Raw genomic sequence first — 14,112 nt, 5'->3', positions numbered from 1 at the left:
CCGCCGTCTCACAGCCGCCGCCACGTCAGGTGGTATCATCGTCACTCTCGTTTTCGCAGTCTGGATGAGGTTCGATGGACAACGATTCACGCTGGCAACGGCTGATTAACGACGGCGAACTGCCGCCGCCGCTGCGCCCGGCACAGGCGGTTTACGCCTCCTGGCTGCGCTGCCGCAGCCTGATGCAGCCCGACGTCTGGCAAGCACCGCACCGCGCTCAGGGCGCCACCTTCGAATCGATTTGCCGCCGTAAGAACGATCTGCTGACGCTCGGCCAGGCGGCGCTGGAAGACGCCTGCGAGTACATGGAGCCACGTCGTTGTCTGTTGATGATCCTCGACGAGAGCGGCTGCATGCTGTGGCGCTGCGGCGACGCCCAAACCTGGGAACATTTACAGCAACTGGGGTTCGCCCCCGGCGCTTACTGGGCCGAAGGGCAGATCGGCACCAACGCCCCGGCGCTGGCGGCAACGGAAGGCCACCCGGTGCGGGTGAGCGGCGGGGAGCACGTGCGCCGGACGCTGCACGGCTGGTCGTTCTGCGCCACGCCGGTCTACGACAACAGCGGCCGCCAGCGCGGTTCGATCGCGCTGGGCTGTCTGTTGGCCGACTGCGCCGCCGGCGATCTGTCGCTGACGCTGGCCATCGCCCGCGAAATCGGCAACTCGCTGAACGCCGACGGCCTGCTGGCGGAATCCAACCGCCATCTGAATCAGCTTTACGGCCTGCTGGACGGCGTGGACGACGGCGTGATGGCTTGGGATCACCGCGGCTATCTGCAATACATCAACCAGCGCGCCGCCGCCCTGCTGAAGCTGGACGAGCAGCAGAGCCAGGGCAAACCGCTGGCGCAGTTGCTGACGCTGCCCGCCCTGCTCAAGCGCGCCATCGCCGACCGGCAGCCGCTGCAACACGTCGAAGTCACCTTCGAAAGCCAGCGGCAGTTTATCGCCGCCCTGCTGACGCTAAAGCCGATTTTCGACGGCGATCGCTGCAGTTTCATCGCCCTGTTGCACCCGCTCGAGCGGCTGCGCCAGTATGTCAGCAGCCAGTTGGGGCGCGTCAGCCACAGCTTCGAGCAAATGCCCTCCGCCTCGCTGGAGATGCGGCGGCTGATCCGTTACGGGCAGCAGGCGGCCAAGGGCCAGCATCCAATCCTGCTGCGCGGGGAGGAAGGGGTTGGCAAAGAGCGGCTCAGCCAGGCTATCCACAACGCCGGCGAACGCGCCGCCGGGCCGTATATCGCCCTCAACTGCCAGCTGTTGCCGCAGGCGCAGGGGCTGCGTGAACTGCTGGGCAGCGACGCCAGCGAAGAAGAGGCGGGCCAACTCAGCAAATTCGAATTGGCCAACGGCGGCACGCTGTATCTCGAACAGATCGAATACCTGCCGGCGGAGATGCAGTCGGCGTTGCTGCAGGTGCTGAAAACCGGCGTGGTGATCCGCCTCAATTCCAGCCGGGTGATCCCGGTCGATGTCCGAGTCATCGCCGGCAGCGCCGCCGATCTGCCGCTGCTGGTGCAGCAAAACCGCTTCCGCCGCCAGCTTTTTTACAGCCTGCAGGCGTTCGAGATCCAGATCCCGCCGCTGCGCCAGCGGCTGAGCGATATTCCGCTGCTGGTCAAACACCATCTGCGCACGCTGGAGCAGCATTTTCAGTGTCGCTTTCGGGTGGATGACGAAGTGATGGCCCAGCTGGCGCTCTACCTGTGGCCGGGCAACGATTTGGAACTGAAAGGGGTGGTGGAGCGCGCGGCAATGATCTGCCACGGCCACCACATCCAATTGGCGGATCTGCCGGCGCACCTGCTCGGCCAGCCGTCGCTGCTGGAAAGCGATCCGCAGCCCGGCGCGCCGCTGCTGACGCTGACGGACATGGAGCGCCAGGCGATCCTGCGCGCGGCGACCGTCAGCCGCGGCCAGCTGACGGAAATGGCGCTGCTGCTGGGCATCGGCCGCACCACCCTGTGGCGGAAGATCAAACAGCACGGGATCGACATCCGCCAGTTCAAGCTGCGCGCCTGAACGCCTAGTGGCTGAGCTGCAGTACCCCGCGCGCGGCGTCCAGCATCGCCTTCTGCCCGCTGCGGGTTTTGCTCAGGCAATCCTGCATGCCGACCACCATCGGCATGCCCATCGCCTTCGCCAGAATGGCGCTGTGTGACAGGGCATTGCCGCCGCTCAGGCAGATGCCGAGCACCAGCCGCCTGTCGAGCATCACCACCTCCGAAGGCATCAGTTCGTCCATCACCAGTATCGACGGCTCTGCCAGCGCAATCGTCGGTAACGGCAGCCCCTGCAGATGGCACAGCGTGCGGCGCAGCATGTCGCGCACGTCCAGTTCGCGCGCCCGCATGTAGTCGTCATCCAGCTCGCGGTACTCTTCGGCGATCGCCTCCAGCACCTGTCGCCAGGCCTGCTCGGCGTTGCACAACTGCTGCGCGATGCGGGTGTACGCCGCCTGCTGCAGATCCGGATCGTCCAGCAGCATGCTGTGGGCGCCGAAGATCGCCGCCTGCGGCTTGCCGATCAGCGTGCCGGTGCGCTCTGCCAGCCGGTTCAGATCGCTCAGCGTGCGCTGCAGCGCCTCACGCAGGCGTTGCTGTTCGCCCAACACCTCGTCCGCGCCGATTCGTCGATCGACGATTGGTGGCCAGAAGCTGTGGGCCTGGAACACCGGCCCGCTGGTGACGCTTTCCGCCACCGGAATGCCATGCAGCGAAGGCTGCTGCCGCTCGGAGACCGTCTCGCCGAAATGCTGTTCCGCCAGCGCGTTGAACGCCGCCAGCGCCTCGTCCGCCTGCGCGCCGTCGGCGATCAGGCGAATAGTGTCGCCGTGGCGCACCTGCAACAGCGCCAACTGATTGAGGCTGCGCGGATCGACGCACTGCCCCTGCTTTTCCAGCACCAGCTCGGCCCTGAACGGCGCCAGCGTCTCGACCAGCCGCGCCGCCGGGCGCGCGTGCAGCCCGTGCGGGTTCTGCACCGTCCAGGTTGCGCTTTTGCCCTGCGCCAGCGGCAAGGCCGCGCTTTTTGCGGCCGGCGAGCCTTCGCCCAGCTGCGCCTGTTTGGCCTGCAGCGCGCCCTGCGCCTCCGCCACCACCTGCTCCAGCGCGGCACCAGAGTTGGCGGCCACCACCGCCGCCAGCGTACCTTCGACCAGCGGCGCCGCACACAGCCGCACTTTGACAGCCACGTCCGGATCCAGCAGATCGAGCGCGGTTTCGGCGCTGAGCAGCGCGCTGCCCAGATCCATCAGCACCAGAACGCCGTCGCCGTCGGCGACCGCTTCGATCGCCTCCATCACTTTGACGGCGTCCGTGCCGATCGGGTGCTGCTCGTCATCCACGCCCGCCGCCAGCGCCAGTTTGCAGCCGTCGCCGCGCATCATCTGCCGCGCCAGTTGCTCAACGCCGCGCGCCAGCAACGCGCTGTGCGAAACCACCACGATATTAATCATCTCGCCTCCTGCTAGCTGCCGGCGACCTCGGCCAGCGTTTTCATCATCAACATCACCGAAGTGGCGCCGGGATCCTGGTGGCCGATGCTGCGCTCGCCCAGGTAACTGGCCCGCCCCTTGCGCGCCTGCATGGTAATGGTGCTCTCCACTGCCCGCTCGGCGCTGTCGGCGGCGCGCTGCAGCGCCTCCACCACGCTCAGGTTCTGCTGCGCGGACTGTCCGAGGCTTTCCACCACCGGCCACCAGACGTCGCACATGGTCTTGTCGCCCGGCTCCGCCTTACCGCGCATCACCACGCCTTCAACCCCCTCTTGCATCATTTGATGCAGCTCCGCCAGATCCAGGCTTTGCTTGGCGTTCGCCGCTTGCGCCGCGCGGATGAAGAAGGTGCCGAACAGCGGGCCGCTGGCGCCGCCCACGCTCGACAGCAGCGTCATGCCGGTGTTTTTCAGGATAAAGCCGATATCCTTGTCCGCCACCGACGGCAGCTTTTCCACCACCTTGTTGAAACCGCGATTCATGTTCAAACCGTGGTCGGCATCACCGATCTCGGTGTCCAACCGGGTCAGAAAATCGCGCTCCCGGCTGAACACCTCGCCGCAACGCATCAGCCAATCGACAACCTGTTGTTTGGTCAACGCCATGATTCCTCCTCAGCAACCCCAACGCAGCGCAGGCGTTTTCACCGGCGCATCCCACAAGGACAACAGCTCGTCGTCCACGTTCAACAGCGTGATGGACACGCCCTGCATATCGAGCGAGGTGCAATAAGACCCCACCAGGTTGCGTTCAATAATGATGCCCGCTTCGGCGCAGCGCTCCGCCAGCCGATGGTACACGCCGTATAGCTCCGACAGTGGCGTGGCGCCCAGGTTGTTGACCAGCGCGATCGCCCGATCGCCGCGCGTCAGCGGCTGTTTGGTCTGCATCTCGTCGCGCCACTCGCCCTGCTGGCGATCCCAGACGCGGATCGTGCGCTGATAGTGGCCGTGGTCGATCAGCGTATGGAACATGTCGTCCACCGCCGCGTTGAGCGTGGTGAACGGGCGGCGCGCAATGCCCGGCTCGCCGTGAATGCCGACGCCGAACTCCATTTCGTTTTCCGCCAGGGTGAACGACGGCTTGCCGGCGGCCGGTACGGTGCATGCCCCCAGCGCGATGCCGATTGAGTGCCCGTGGTTATTGATGCGATGCCCTAACGTCACCACGCTGTCCAGATCGTCGCCGCGCGCCGCGGCGGCGCCCAGCAGCTTCTCCATCAGCACGGTGTTGGCCACCCCGCGCCGCCCGGCGGTAAACAGGCTGTCTTTGACCGCCACGTCGTCATCCACCAGCACCGTCGCCACCGCGACGCCGCTGTCGTGCAGCAGCTCGGTGGCGGTTTCGAAGTTGAGCACGTCGCCGGTGTAGTTCTTGATCAGCATCAGCACCCCGGCGCCGCCGTCGATCGCCTGGCCGCACTCGTACATTTTATCCGGCGTCGGCGAGGTGAAAATCTCGCCCGGACAGGCGCCATCGAGCATCCCTTCGCCGACGAAACCGCAGTGCATCGGCTCATGGCCGCTGCCGCCGCCGGACAGGATCGCCACCTTGCCCGCCACCGGCGCATCGGCGCGGGTCACGAACACCGGATCCGCGTGCACCAGCAGCTCGGGATGGGCCTCCGCCAGCCCCTGCAACTGCTCTTCCAACACCGACTCGACCTGATTAATCAGTTTTTTCACGATGGTTTCCTCTGTAAGAACAGGGGCGCGGCGCACCGCGCCCCAACGATATCAATGATGCTGCAGCCAGGCGGCGCCCAGCCGATCCGCCGTCAGGATCGCCGCCTGCACGCCCGCGGGAGTAACCTTGAACGGCATGTTGTGAATGGTTTCGCCGGCGGCGCAGCTGGCTTCGGCCACCGCCATGATCTTCGCCGCCGCATCGCCGGTGACGCCCATCTGCGCCAGCGAGATCGGCAGGCCGATGCCATGACAAAACGCCAGCACGGTTTCAATCTGCGCCATCGGGCTGTTCTGCAGCACCAGCTGCGCCAGGGTGCCGAACGCCACTTTCTCGCCGTGATACAGGTGGTGGCACTCCTCCAGCACGGTAAAACCGTTGTGAATGGCGTGCGCCGCCGCCAGCCCACTGCTCTCGAAGCCGATGCCGCTCAGATAGGTATTGGCCTCAATGATGCGTTCCACCGCTTCCGTCACCACGCCGGCCTCGACCGCCAGTTTGGCTTTCACCCCTTCCGCCAGCAGCGTGTCATAACACAGCCGCGCCAGGCTGAGCGCCGCCAGCGTCGATTTGCCGCCGGCCATGCTGGTGGCCTGGGCGTCGAAGCAGGCCTGCGCCTCGAAATAGGTGGAGAGCGCGTCGCCCATGCCGGCCACCAGCAGACGCACCGGCGCTTTGGCGATGATGGCGCTGTCCATCACCACCATGTCCGGGTTGCGCGGGTAAATCAGGTACTCGGCGAATTCGCCCTGTTCGGTGTAGAGAACCGACAGCGCGCTGGTCGGCGCATCGGTGGAGGCGATGGTGGGAATGAGCACCACCGGCAGCTGTTGGTAGTGCGCCACGGCCTTGGCGGTGTCGAGCGTCTTGCCGCCGCCGACGCCGATCACGCCGCGGCAGCCGTGAGCCTGCAGCTCATGGCCGAGCCGGTCTATCTCCTTGCGGCAGCATTCGCCGTTGAAGCGGGCCGCATGATGTTTCACGCCGTGCTGCTGCAGGCTGCCCATTAGGGTGTCGCCCGCCAGCTGCATCACGAAGTCGTCGGCGATCACCAGGTAATGATCGGCGAGGGATTTGGCGTATTCGCCGACGGCGGCCAGCGCATTGGCGCCCTGAATATATTTGCCTGGTGACTGGATGATTCTCAACATAACCGGATCCTTGTAGGGAGTTGGCGATGGTAACGTTCAGATATCAGGTGATGACGCGCCGACTTAGCCGCCGGCTTGTTGTTGTGCTTCGACTATGAGCGCCCGCCGCCCGCCTGGCGAGCCTCGCGATTTTTGTTCCATTATGGAACATCATCATAGCGACAACGTTTCATGATGAAACGCCAACGCGCGTTTTTTCGCCGCGAAAGCGAACTGGCGCACACCCCAACGTATAACTGCGTAAAGAGTCGATTCTGCGGGCGTTTCAGCTTTAATTTTGACCATGTTTCCCCTATCCTTAGCGCCACTACTGGGAAAGGGCGAAAACAGCCCGCATGATGGGATTGATAACGATGAAACGGACAAAAAACATCAACCAAGAGACGTTCCGCAAATCCTGGCGCAGTTACCGTGTCGCGCCCGTGGCTTTGGCGATCAGCGCCGTCTTTATGCTGGCCGGCTGCGAGAAGAGCGATGAAACGGTCTCCCTGTATCAGAATGCCGATGACTGTTCGCGCGCCAATCCTTCGATGAGCGAGCAGTGCACCACCTCCTACAACAATGCCCTGCAAGAAGCGGCGAAAACCGCGCCGAAATACGCCACCCGCGAAGACTGCGTCGCCGAATTCGGCGAAGCGCAGTGCACCCAGGCGCCGGCACAGGCCGGCATGGCGGCGGAATCGCAAAGCAGCGGCAGCTTCTGGATGCCGTTGATGGCGGGCTACATGATGGGCCGCCTGATGGGCGGTTCCGGCTTCGCGCAGCAGCCGCTGTTCACCTCCAAGAACGCCGCCAGCCCGGCGAACGGCAAGTTTGTCGACGCCAGCGGCAAGAGCTACGGCCCGGCCACCGCCGGCGGCCGCACCATGACGGTACCGAAAACCGCCATGGCGCCGAAGCCTGCGGTCACCAACACCGTGACCCGCGGCGGCTTCGGCGAGACCGTAGCCAAGCAGACCAGCATGCAGCGCAGCAGCGCCACCTCCAACTCCGGCTCTCGCAGCATGGGCGGTTGATGCATGAAACGTATTGCTATTACCGAGCGCCCGGACTGGCGTGAAAAAGCGACCGAGTTCGGTTTCCGTTTCCACACCATGTACGGCGAGCCGTACTGGTGTGAAGACGCCTATTACCAGTTCACGCTGGCGCAGATTGAAGAGATCGAAAGCGCCACCGCCGAGCTGCACCAGATGTGTCTGCAGGTGGTGGAAAAAGTGGTCGGCAGCGACGAGCTGATGGCCAAGTTCTGCATCCCGAAACACACCTGGGAGTTCGTGCGCAGTTCGTGGCGCACCAATCAGCCGTCGCTGTATTCGCGTCTCGATCTGGCCTACGACGGCGTTAACCCGCCGAAGCTGCTGGAGAACAACGCCGATACGCCAACCTCGCTGTATGAGGCGGCCTTTTTCCAGTGGCTGTGGCTGGAAGACCAGATCAACGCCGGCAAGTTGGATCCTGAATCGGATCAGTACAACAGCCTGCAGGAGAAGCTGATCGAGCGTTTCGCCGAACTGAAAGCGCATCACGGCTTCGGCCTGTTGCACCTGGCGTGCTGCCAGGACAGCGAAGAAGATCGCGGCACGGTGCAATATCTGCAGGACTGCGCGCAGGAAGCCGGTCTGCCGACCGAGTTCCTGTTCATGGAAGAGATTGGCCTCGGCGAGAAAGGCCAGTTTACCGATCTGCAGGATCAGGTGATCGGCAACCTGTTCAAGCTCTACCCGTGGGAATTCATGCTGCGCGAGATGTTCTCCACCAAGCTCGAAGACGCCGGCGTGCGCTGGCTGGAGCCGGCCTGGAAGAGCATCATCTCCAACAAAGCGCTGCTGCCGCTGCTGTGGAAAATGTTCCCGAACCACCCGAATCTGTTGCCGGCTTATTTCGCGCAAGACGATCATCCGCCGATGGATCATTACGTCACCAAGCCGCTGTTCTCACGCGAAGGCGCGAACATTCAGATCGTCGAAAACGGTCAGGAAGTGGCGCGCGTCGATGGGCCATACGGCGAAGAGGGCATGATCGTGCAGCAGTTCCATCCGCTGCCGAAGTTCGAAGACAGCTACACGCTGATCGGCAGCTGGCTGGTGAACGATCAACCTTGCGGCATCGGCCTGCGCGAAGATCGCGAACTGATCACGCAGGATCTGTCGCGCTTCTATCCGCACACCATCCTCGGCTGATAGCCCCGCCGAGACCAAAACGCCAGTCTCTGACTGGCGTTTTTTCTTTAGCCCACCTGCACCGACAGCATGCTCAGCGCTCCCATTTCGATACCGTCGATCGGCACGCTGATGGCCTCTTTGCCATCCCAGCCGCCAAGCACGTACAGCAACGGCAGATAGTGTTCCGGCGTCGGATTCGACAGCGCTGCCCCCTCATGGCGCATGAAATCCACCAGCGGATGGTTATCGCCCCGATAACGCAGGTTATCCCGGACAAAGTTATTGAACGATTCCGCCCACGGGTAGGCGCTGGTATCGCCCTGCCATTTCACCATGCGCAGGTTGTGCACCACGTTGCCGCTGGCGACAATCATCACCCCCTCATCGCGCAGCGCCGCCAGTTTGCGCCCCAGCTCATAGTGATAGGCCGCCGGCTGCGTGCCGTCGACGCTGAGCTGCACCACCGGGATGTCAGCATTGGGGTACATCTTGATCAACACGCCCCAGGTTCCGTGATCCAACCCCCACTCGCCGAGATCGGCCGTCACCGGCACCGGCGCCAACACTTGCTGCAGCTGCGCAGCCAGCGCGGGAGAGCCCGGCGCCGGATAACGAGTATCAAACAGCGCCTGCGGGAACCCGCCGAAGTCGTGAATGGTTTTGGGTTTTTCCATCGCGGTGACCGCAGTGCCGCGGGTATACCAATGCGCGGAAACCGCCACGATCGCCTTCGGGCGCGGCAATGACTCACCCAACGCACGCCATGCCCGGGTGTAGCGGTTGTCTTCCAGCACGTTCATCGGGCTACCGTGGCCAAGAAACAGTGCCGGCATACGAGAGGTGTTCATAGGGAGATCCTTAGTTCAAATTGTGCTATGCCGCTACATTACGCGCTTTGCCGCGCCAACACAGCCGGATAACCGTGATGAAGATATTCAATAAATTTGAATTAAAAGCGGAGGAATGCGCCGGCAGACAGAAAGATAAAAAATTAATATATTTCAATAGATTAATAAGATCAGTGAATGCCATGACATTACTGCCACACAGATCTAATTTGTGAATAATTTATGTATTTTTTGTTAACACGATCTATACACTCCTCCTCTGCCGACGGGTAGCAGGCAACCCCGCCGCGCGATGGGAATTACGTCTCACCAAGGAGGAATTCATGTTCAGACTCACACTGGCAACCCGCCTGGCGCTTTCCATATCCTTGCTCACCGGCTGGACGGCCACCGCCGGCGCGGCGGACAACGCGCAGCTGACGCAGCGCGAAGATCCTTACTTCCTTCAGGCGCAAGCTCAGCTGCAACAGCGGTTGAAACAGACGCCAAACACCAACCGCGCCAAAAACGTCATTCTGGTGGTCGGCGACGGCATGGGGTTTTCCACCGTGACCGCCGCCCGCATTTTTGAAGGGCAGCAGCGCGGCGTGGACGGCGAATCCAACGTGCTGGCCTGGGAGGCCTTCCCCTATCTGGCTGCGGCCAAAACCTACTCCGCCGACGCCCAAATCACCGACTCCGCGCCCAGCGCGGTGGCGATGACCACCGGCGTCAAAACCATCAACGATCTGATGGGCCTCAACCATACGGCCACCCTCAACAATTGCGAGGATCAGCAAACCAAGACCGTCACCACGCTGTGGGAGATGGCTGCAACGCTCGGCATGGCCACCGGCGCCGTGACAACCGCGACCATCACCCACGCCACGCCGGGCGCGACCTATGCCCATATCGCCAACCGCGATTGGGAATCCGACGCCAAAATGCCGGCAGCGGCTCTGGCCGCAGGCTGCCGCGATATCGCGCGCCAGCTGGTGGAAATGAAGTACGGCGACGGCCTTAACGTGGCAATGGGCGGCGGGCGCGCCAACTTCCTGCCCGATAGCGTGAGCGATCCGGAATACCCCGGCAAGAAAGGCGCCAGAAAGGATGGCCGCGATCTGACGCAGGCCTGGCTACAACGCTATGGCGAGCGTGGGCAATATGTCTGGAATCAGGCGCAGTTCGACAAAATCGAACCGGGTAAGATCGATCATCTGCTGGCCCTGTTCGAGCCGTCGCACATGAACTTCGAGCACGATCGGCGGCAAGACGCGGCGGGAGAGCCTTCGCTGGCAGAAATGACCGGCAAGGCCATCGATATTCTGGCCAGGAATCCCGAAGGCTACCTGCTGTTGGTGGAGGGCGGACGCATCGATCACGGTAGCCACAACGGTAACGCCTACCGTACGCTGAGCGACGCGGTCGCCCTGAACGAGGCGGTGAAAACCATCGTCAACAAGGTCAACCTGGACGAAACCCTGGTGATCGTGACCGGCGATCACAGCCACACATTGACCATCGCCGGCTATGCTAAGCGGGGTAATCCTATCCTCGGCATTTCCGTCGGCGTCGACGGCAAACCGCGGCTGGGCAGCGACGGGAAACCTTACACCACCGTCGGCTTCGCCAATGGCCCCGGCGGCACAATCCCGCTAACCGAACGCCCGACATTGACCATGGAACAGGCCACCGCGCCCGACTTTATTCAGCCGGCGCTGGTGCCGCTGAAAAGCGAGACCCACGGCGGGGAAGATCTCGGCATCTACGCCATCGGCCCCTGGGCCCATCTGTTCCAGGGTACGGTGGAAGAGAACTACACCTTCCACGTGATGAATTACGCCAGCCGCATCGGCGAACGCCTGTCAGAACGATAGCCACAAAAAAGCCGCGTTACGCGGCTTTTTTTATCGTTGAAAGCGACCGGCTATCAGCTGGCCTTTTTCTCGTGCGCCTGACGGTAGGCCACCAGATCCTCGATGGTCAGCACCACCATGTCGTGCTGTTTGGCGAAGGCGATCACTTCCGGCGCGTGCGCCATGCTGCCATCGTCGTTGGTCAGTTCACACAGCACGCCGGCAGGTTTGAAACCGGCCATGGAAACCAGATCGATGGTCGCTTCGGTGTGGCCGCGACGGCTCAGCACGCCGCCCGGCTGCGCGCGCAGCGGGAACACGTGGCCCGGACGGTTCAGATCGCTCGGCTTGGCGCTGTCTGCCACCGCCGCACGGATGGTGGTCAGGCGATCGGAAGCGGAAACCCCGGTGGTCACGCCCTGCGCCGCTTCGATGGTCACGGTGAAGGCGGTCTGGAATTGGCTGGAGTTGTTGGTCACCATCATCGGCAGCTCAAGCTGCTGACGGCGTTCTTCGGTGATGCACAGGCACACGATACCGCTGCCGTGGCGAATGGTCAGCGCCATCTGCTCAACGGTCATGGTTTCCGCGGCGAAGATCATGTCACCTTCGTTTTCACGGTTTTCATCATCGAGCACCATTACGCCGCGCCCGTTGCGCAGTGCGTCGATCGCGCGTTCAACGCGTTCTGTCGGCGTGCCGAAGTCTGAAAGTAGCGTCTGATTCATGGTAAAAAACCTCATTAAAAATTATGGATTACCAGAACCAGGGCGATCTTGAGGAGTAGCTAGCAATAGCTAAAAAAATAACGCAAGCGGGCGCAAGCCCGGCAGATACCGTTACTCTCTCCCATCCGGACTATAACCGTCGGCCCCGGAATTGCACCGGATCTGCTGACCTCTAACCGGCCTTTACAGGCTGGCTGAGCGCTCGCGGGCTTTCACCGTAGAAGGTGATTTACCGCCGGTGGGGACTTTCACCCCGCCCTGAGAATAAGCAGGATGACTATAACGCTAATGGGTAGACAGGGCAATTGGCAAAAGCACAATTCGGCCACGCGCGGCGAATGCGCTTAATGGTGTTTATCCGGCGGGCAACTCGCATTACACTAAGCGGCAGCAATTAAACTCTGAAAGGGATACGCCATGATTGACCCGAAAAAAATCGAACAAATCGCACGCCAGGTTCATGAGTCCATGCCTAAAGGCGTTCGTGAATTCGGGGAAGACGTTGAGAAAAAAATCCGTCAGGTGCTGCAGTCGCAGCTGACCCGCCTGGATTTGGTTAACCGCGAAGAGTTCGACGTGCAGACTCAGGTGCTGTTGCGCACCCGCGAGAAGCTGGCGCTGTTGGAACAGCGCCTGGCCGAGCTGGAAAGCAAGCTGAGCGCGGCACCGGCAGCCAAGCAGGAAGACGAATAAATTCCCGCCAAGGGCGCGCACCTGAACCGCGCGCCCCTGTTCTTTCGGTCGCCCGGCGTTAGCCGCGCCCGTCTTTGATCGCTTTGATGATGTTGGTGGTCGACAGCCCGTCTTCAAAGTTCAACACTTTGACATCGCCGCCGTTGGCCCACACTTCCGCACTGCCAGCAATCTCTTCCGGTTTGTAATCGCCGCCTTTCACCAGCAGATCCGGCAGAATGTCGGCGATCAAGCGCTGCGGCGTGTCCTCTTCGAACGGCACCACCCAATCCACCGCTTCCAGCGCGCCCAGCACGATCATGCGATTCTCCAGCGCGTTGACCGGGCGTTTTTCCCCTTTCAGGCGTTTGGTCGAGGCGTCGCTGTTCACCGCCACGATCAGGCGGTCGCCCAGCTTGCGGGCGTTGGCCAGATAGGAGACGTGGCCGGCGTGCAGAATGTCGAAAATGCCGTTGGTCATCACCACTTTCTCGCCGCGCTGACGCGCCTGAGCAACAGCGGTTTTCAACTGCGCTTCGGTCATCACGCCAAAGCCGGTTTCGGCCCGGCCGCGCACCGCGTTTTCCAGCTCGATTGGCGACACGGTGGAGGTGCCAAGCTTGCCCACCACCACGCCGGCGGCGGCGTTGGCCAGGAAGCAGGACTCTTCCAGCGAGTTACCGGCGGCCAGCGAGGCGGCAAGCACGCCGATCACGGTGTCGCCCGCGCCGGTCACATCGAACACTTCCTGCGCCTGGGTCGGCAGGTGCAGCGGCTCAACGCCTGGCTGCAGCAGCGTCATGCCGTGTTCGGAACGGGTGACCAACAGCGCCGACAGCTCGAAATCCGCCACCAGCTTCATGCCGCGCGCCACCAGTTCCGCCTCATCCTTACAGTGGCCCACTACCGCTTCGAACTCGGACAGGTTCGGCGTCAGCAGCGTCGCGCCGCGATAGCGCTCGAAGTCAGAGCCTTTCGGATCGATCAGTACCGGCACCTTGGCGGCGCGCGCCAGTTGGATCATGCCCTGCACCTGGCTGAGCGCGCCCTTGGCATAATCGGACAGCACCAGCGCGCCGATCTGCGGCAGCGCCTGCTGAATGCGCTCCAGCATCGGCTGCGGATCGACGTTGGAGAAGCCTTCTTCGAAGTCGAGACGGATCAGCTGCTGGTTGCGCGACAACACGCGCAGCTTGGTGATGGTCGGATGGGTCGGCACCGAGACGAAGTCGCAGCGCACGTTGACTTCATTCAGCTTGGCGCTCAGCGCCCGCGCCGCATCGTCGATGCCGGTCAGGCCCACCAGGCGGGAATTGGCGCCCAGCGAAGCGATGTTCATGGCCACGTTAGCCGCGCCGCCGGGACGCTCTTCGATGGTGTCGACCTTGACCACCGGCACCGGGGCTTCCGGTGAAATGCGGCTGGTCGGCCCATACCAATAGCGATCCAACATGACGTCACCGACCACCAGCACACCGGCGCGGCGAAAATCAGGCAGCGTAACTTTCATCCGATAACTCCAAAAAAGAACA

12 protein-coding genes and 1 riboswitch are annotated in these 14,112 nt (G+C 62.6%); of the genes, 5 read left to right on the top strand and 7 right to left on the bottom strand.

Translation table 11 applies throughout. The features are described 5' to 3' along the window. Positions 1 to 74: 74 nt before the first annotated feature. Entirely contained in the window at positions 75 to 2,024 is a 1,950-nt protein-coding gene (gene dhaR, locus ABTW55_RS01160; protein WP_060422909.1) for a dihydroxyacetone kinase operon transcriptional regulator DhaR, read from the top strand. 4 nt (positions 2,025 to 2,028) lie between these two features. Here dhaR and dhaM read toward each other — a convergent pair whose 3' ends face one another. Genes dhaM through ABTW55_RS01140 form a run of 4 tightly spaced genes read right to left on the bottom strand, consistent with a single transcriptional unit; the run spans position 2,029 to position 6,335 of the window. Further along, a complete protein-coding gene (gene dhaM, locus ABTW55_RS01155; protein WP_060422906.1) occupies positions 2,029 to 3,459 on the bottom strand; it encodes a dihydroxyacetone kinase phosphoryl donor subunit DhaM in 1,431 nt (476 codons plus the stop codon). 11 nt (positions 3,460 to 3,470) lie between these two features. Continuing rightward, complete coding sequence (dhaL, locus tag ABTW55_RS01150) at positions 3,471 to 4,103, bottom strand: dihydroxyacetone kinase subunit DhaL (protein ID WP_060422903.1); 633 nt, start codon at positions 4,101 to 4,103, stop codon at positions 3,471 to 3,473. Between the two features lie 9 nt (positions 4,104 to 4,112). Further along, positions 4,113 to 5,183, bottom strand: coding sequence for a dihydroxyacetone kinase subunit DhaK (dhaK, locus tag ABTW55_RS01145; protein ID WP_060422900.1), 1,071 nt, complete (start codon positions 5,181 to 5,183; stop codon positions 4,113 to 4,115). A gap of 51 nt (positions 5,184 to 5,234) precedes the next feature. Then, positions 5,235 to 6,335, bottom strand: coding sequence for a glycerol dehydrogenase (locus ABTW55_RS01140; RefSeq protein ID WP_060422899.1), 1,101 nt, complete (start codon positions 6,333 to 6,335; stop codon positions 5,235 to 5,237). Positions 6,336 to 6,688: 353 nt separating this feature from the next. Between ABTW55_RS01140 and ABTW55_RS01135 the strand changes: the two genes are divergently transcribed. Then, complete coding sequence (locus ABTW55_RS01135; protein ID WP_025304315.1) at positions 6,689 to 7,351, top strand: DUF1190 family protein; 663 nt, start codon at positions 6,689 to 6,691, stop codon at positions 7,349 to 7,351. A 3-nt stretch (positions 7,352 to 7,354) separates the two neighbouring features. After that, positions 7,355 to 8,515: a glutathionylspermidine synthase family protein gene (locus tag ABTW55_RS01130; RefSeq protein WP_060422896.1), complete on the top strand. Its 1,161-nt coding sequence runs from the start codon at positions 7,355 to 7,357 to the stop codon at positions 8,513 to 8,515. Between the two features lie 47 nt (positions 8,516 to 8,562). Here ABTW55_RS01130 and ygiD read toward each other — a convergent pair whose 3' ends face one another. Beyond that, positions 8,563 to 9,345 carry a 4,5-DOPA dioxygenase extradiol gene (ygiD, locus tag ABTW55_RS01125; protein WP_033649061.1) on the bottom strand — a complete coding sequence of 261 codons (783 nt, stop codon included), beginning with the start codon at positions 9,343 to 9,345 and terminating at the stop codon, positions 8,563 to 8,565. 323 nt (positions 9,346 to 9,668) lie between these two features. Here ygiD and ABTW55_RS01120 point away from each other — a divergent pair, with 323 nt between their 5' ends. Then, positions 9,669 to 11,201 carry an alkaline phosphatase gene (locus ABTW55_RS01120; protein WP_060422894.1) on the top strand — a complete coding sequence of 511 codons (1,533 nt, stop codon included), beginning with the start codon at positions 9,669 to 9,671 and terminating at the stop codon, positions 11,199 to 11,201. 53 nt (positions 11,202 to 11,254) lie between these two features. On the opposite strand, the gene ribB is transcribed toward ABTW55_RS01120, so the two are convergent. Continuing rightward, a complete protein-coding gene (ribB, locus tag ABTW55_RS01115) occupies positions 11,255 to 11,908 on the bottom strand; it encodes a 3,4-dihydroxy-2-butanone-4-phosphate synthase (protein WP_033636071.1) in 654 nt (217 codons plus the stop codon). Positions 11,909 to 12,017: 109 nt separating this feature from the next. Next, positions 12,018 to 12,178, bottom strand: a riboswitch (FMN riboswitch). 147 nt (positions 12,179 to 12,325) lie between these two features. Here ribB and ABTW55_RS01110 point away from each other — a divergent pair. Continuing rightward, positions 12,326 to 12,601 carry an accessory factor UbiK family protein gene (locus tag ABTW55_RS01110; protein WP_033654817.1) on the top strand — a complete coding sequence of 92 codons (276 nt, stop codon included), beginning with the start codon at positions 12,326 to 12,328 and terminating at the stop codon, positions 12,599 to 12,601. Positions 12,602 to 12,659: 58 nt separating this feature from the next. Here the strand turns inward: ABTW55_RS01110 and hldE are convergent, their stop codons facing one another. Further along, positions 12,660 to 14,090, bottom strand: a complete 1,431-nt coding sequence (gene hldE / locus ABTW55_RS01105) for a bifunctional D-glycero-beta-D-manno-heptose-7-phosphate kinase/D-glycero-beta-D-manno-heptose 1-phosphate adenylyltransferase HldE (RefSeq protein WP_033636072.1) — start codon at positions 14,088 to 14,090, stop codon at positions 12,660 to 12,662. Positions 14,091 to 14,112: the final 22 nt, after the last annotated feature.

The sequence above is a fragment of the Serratia sp. SM04 genome (assembly GCF_040280225.1).
GTDB lineage: Bacteria > Pseudomonadota > Gammaproteobacteria > Enterobacterales > Enterobacteriaceae > Serratia > Serratia sarumanii.
The sequence above is the reverse complement of the archived record's forward strand: the minus strand, read 5'-3'. Positions and strand labels throughout refer to the sequence as shown.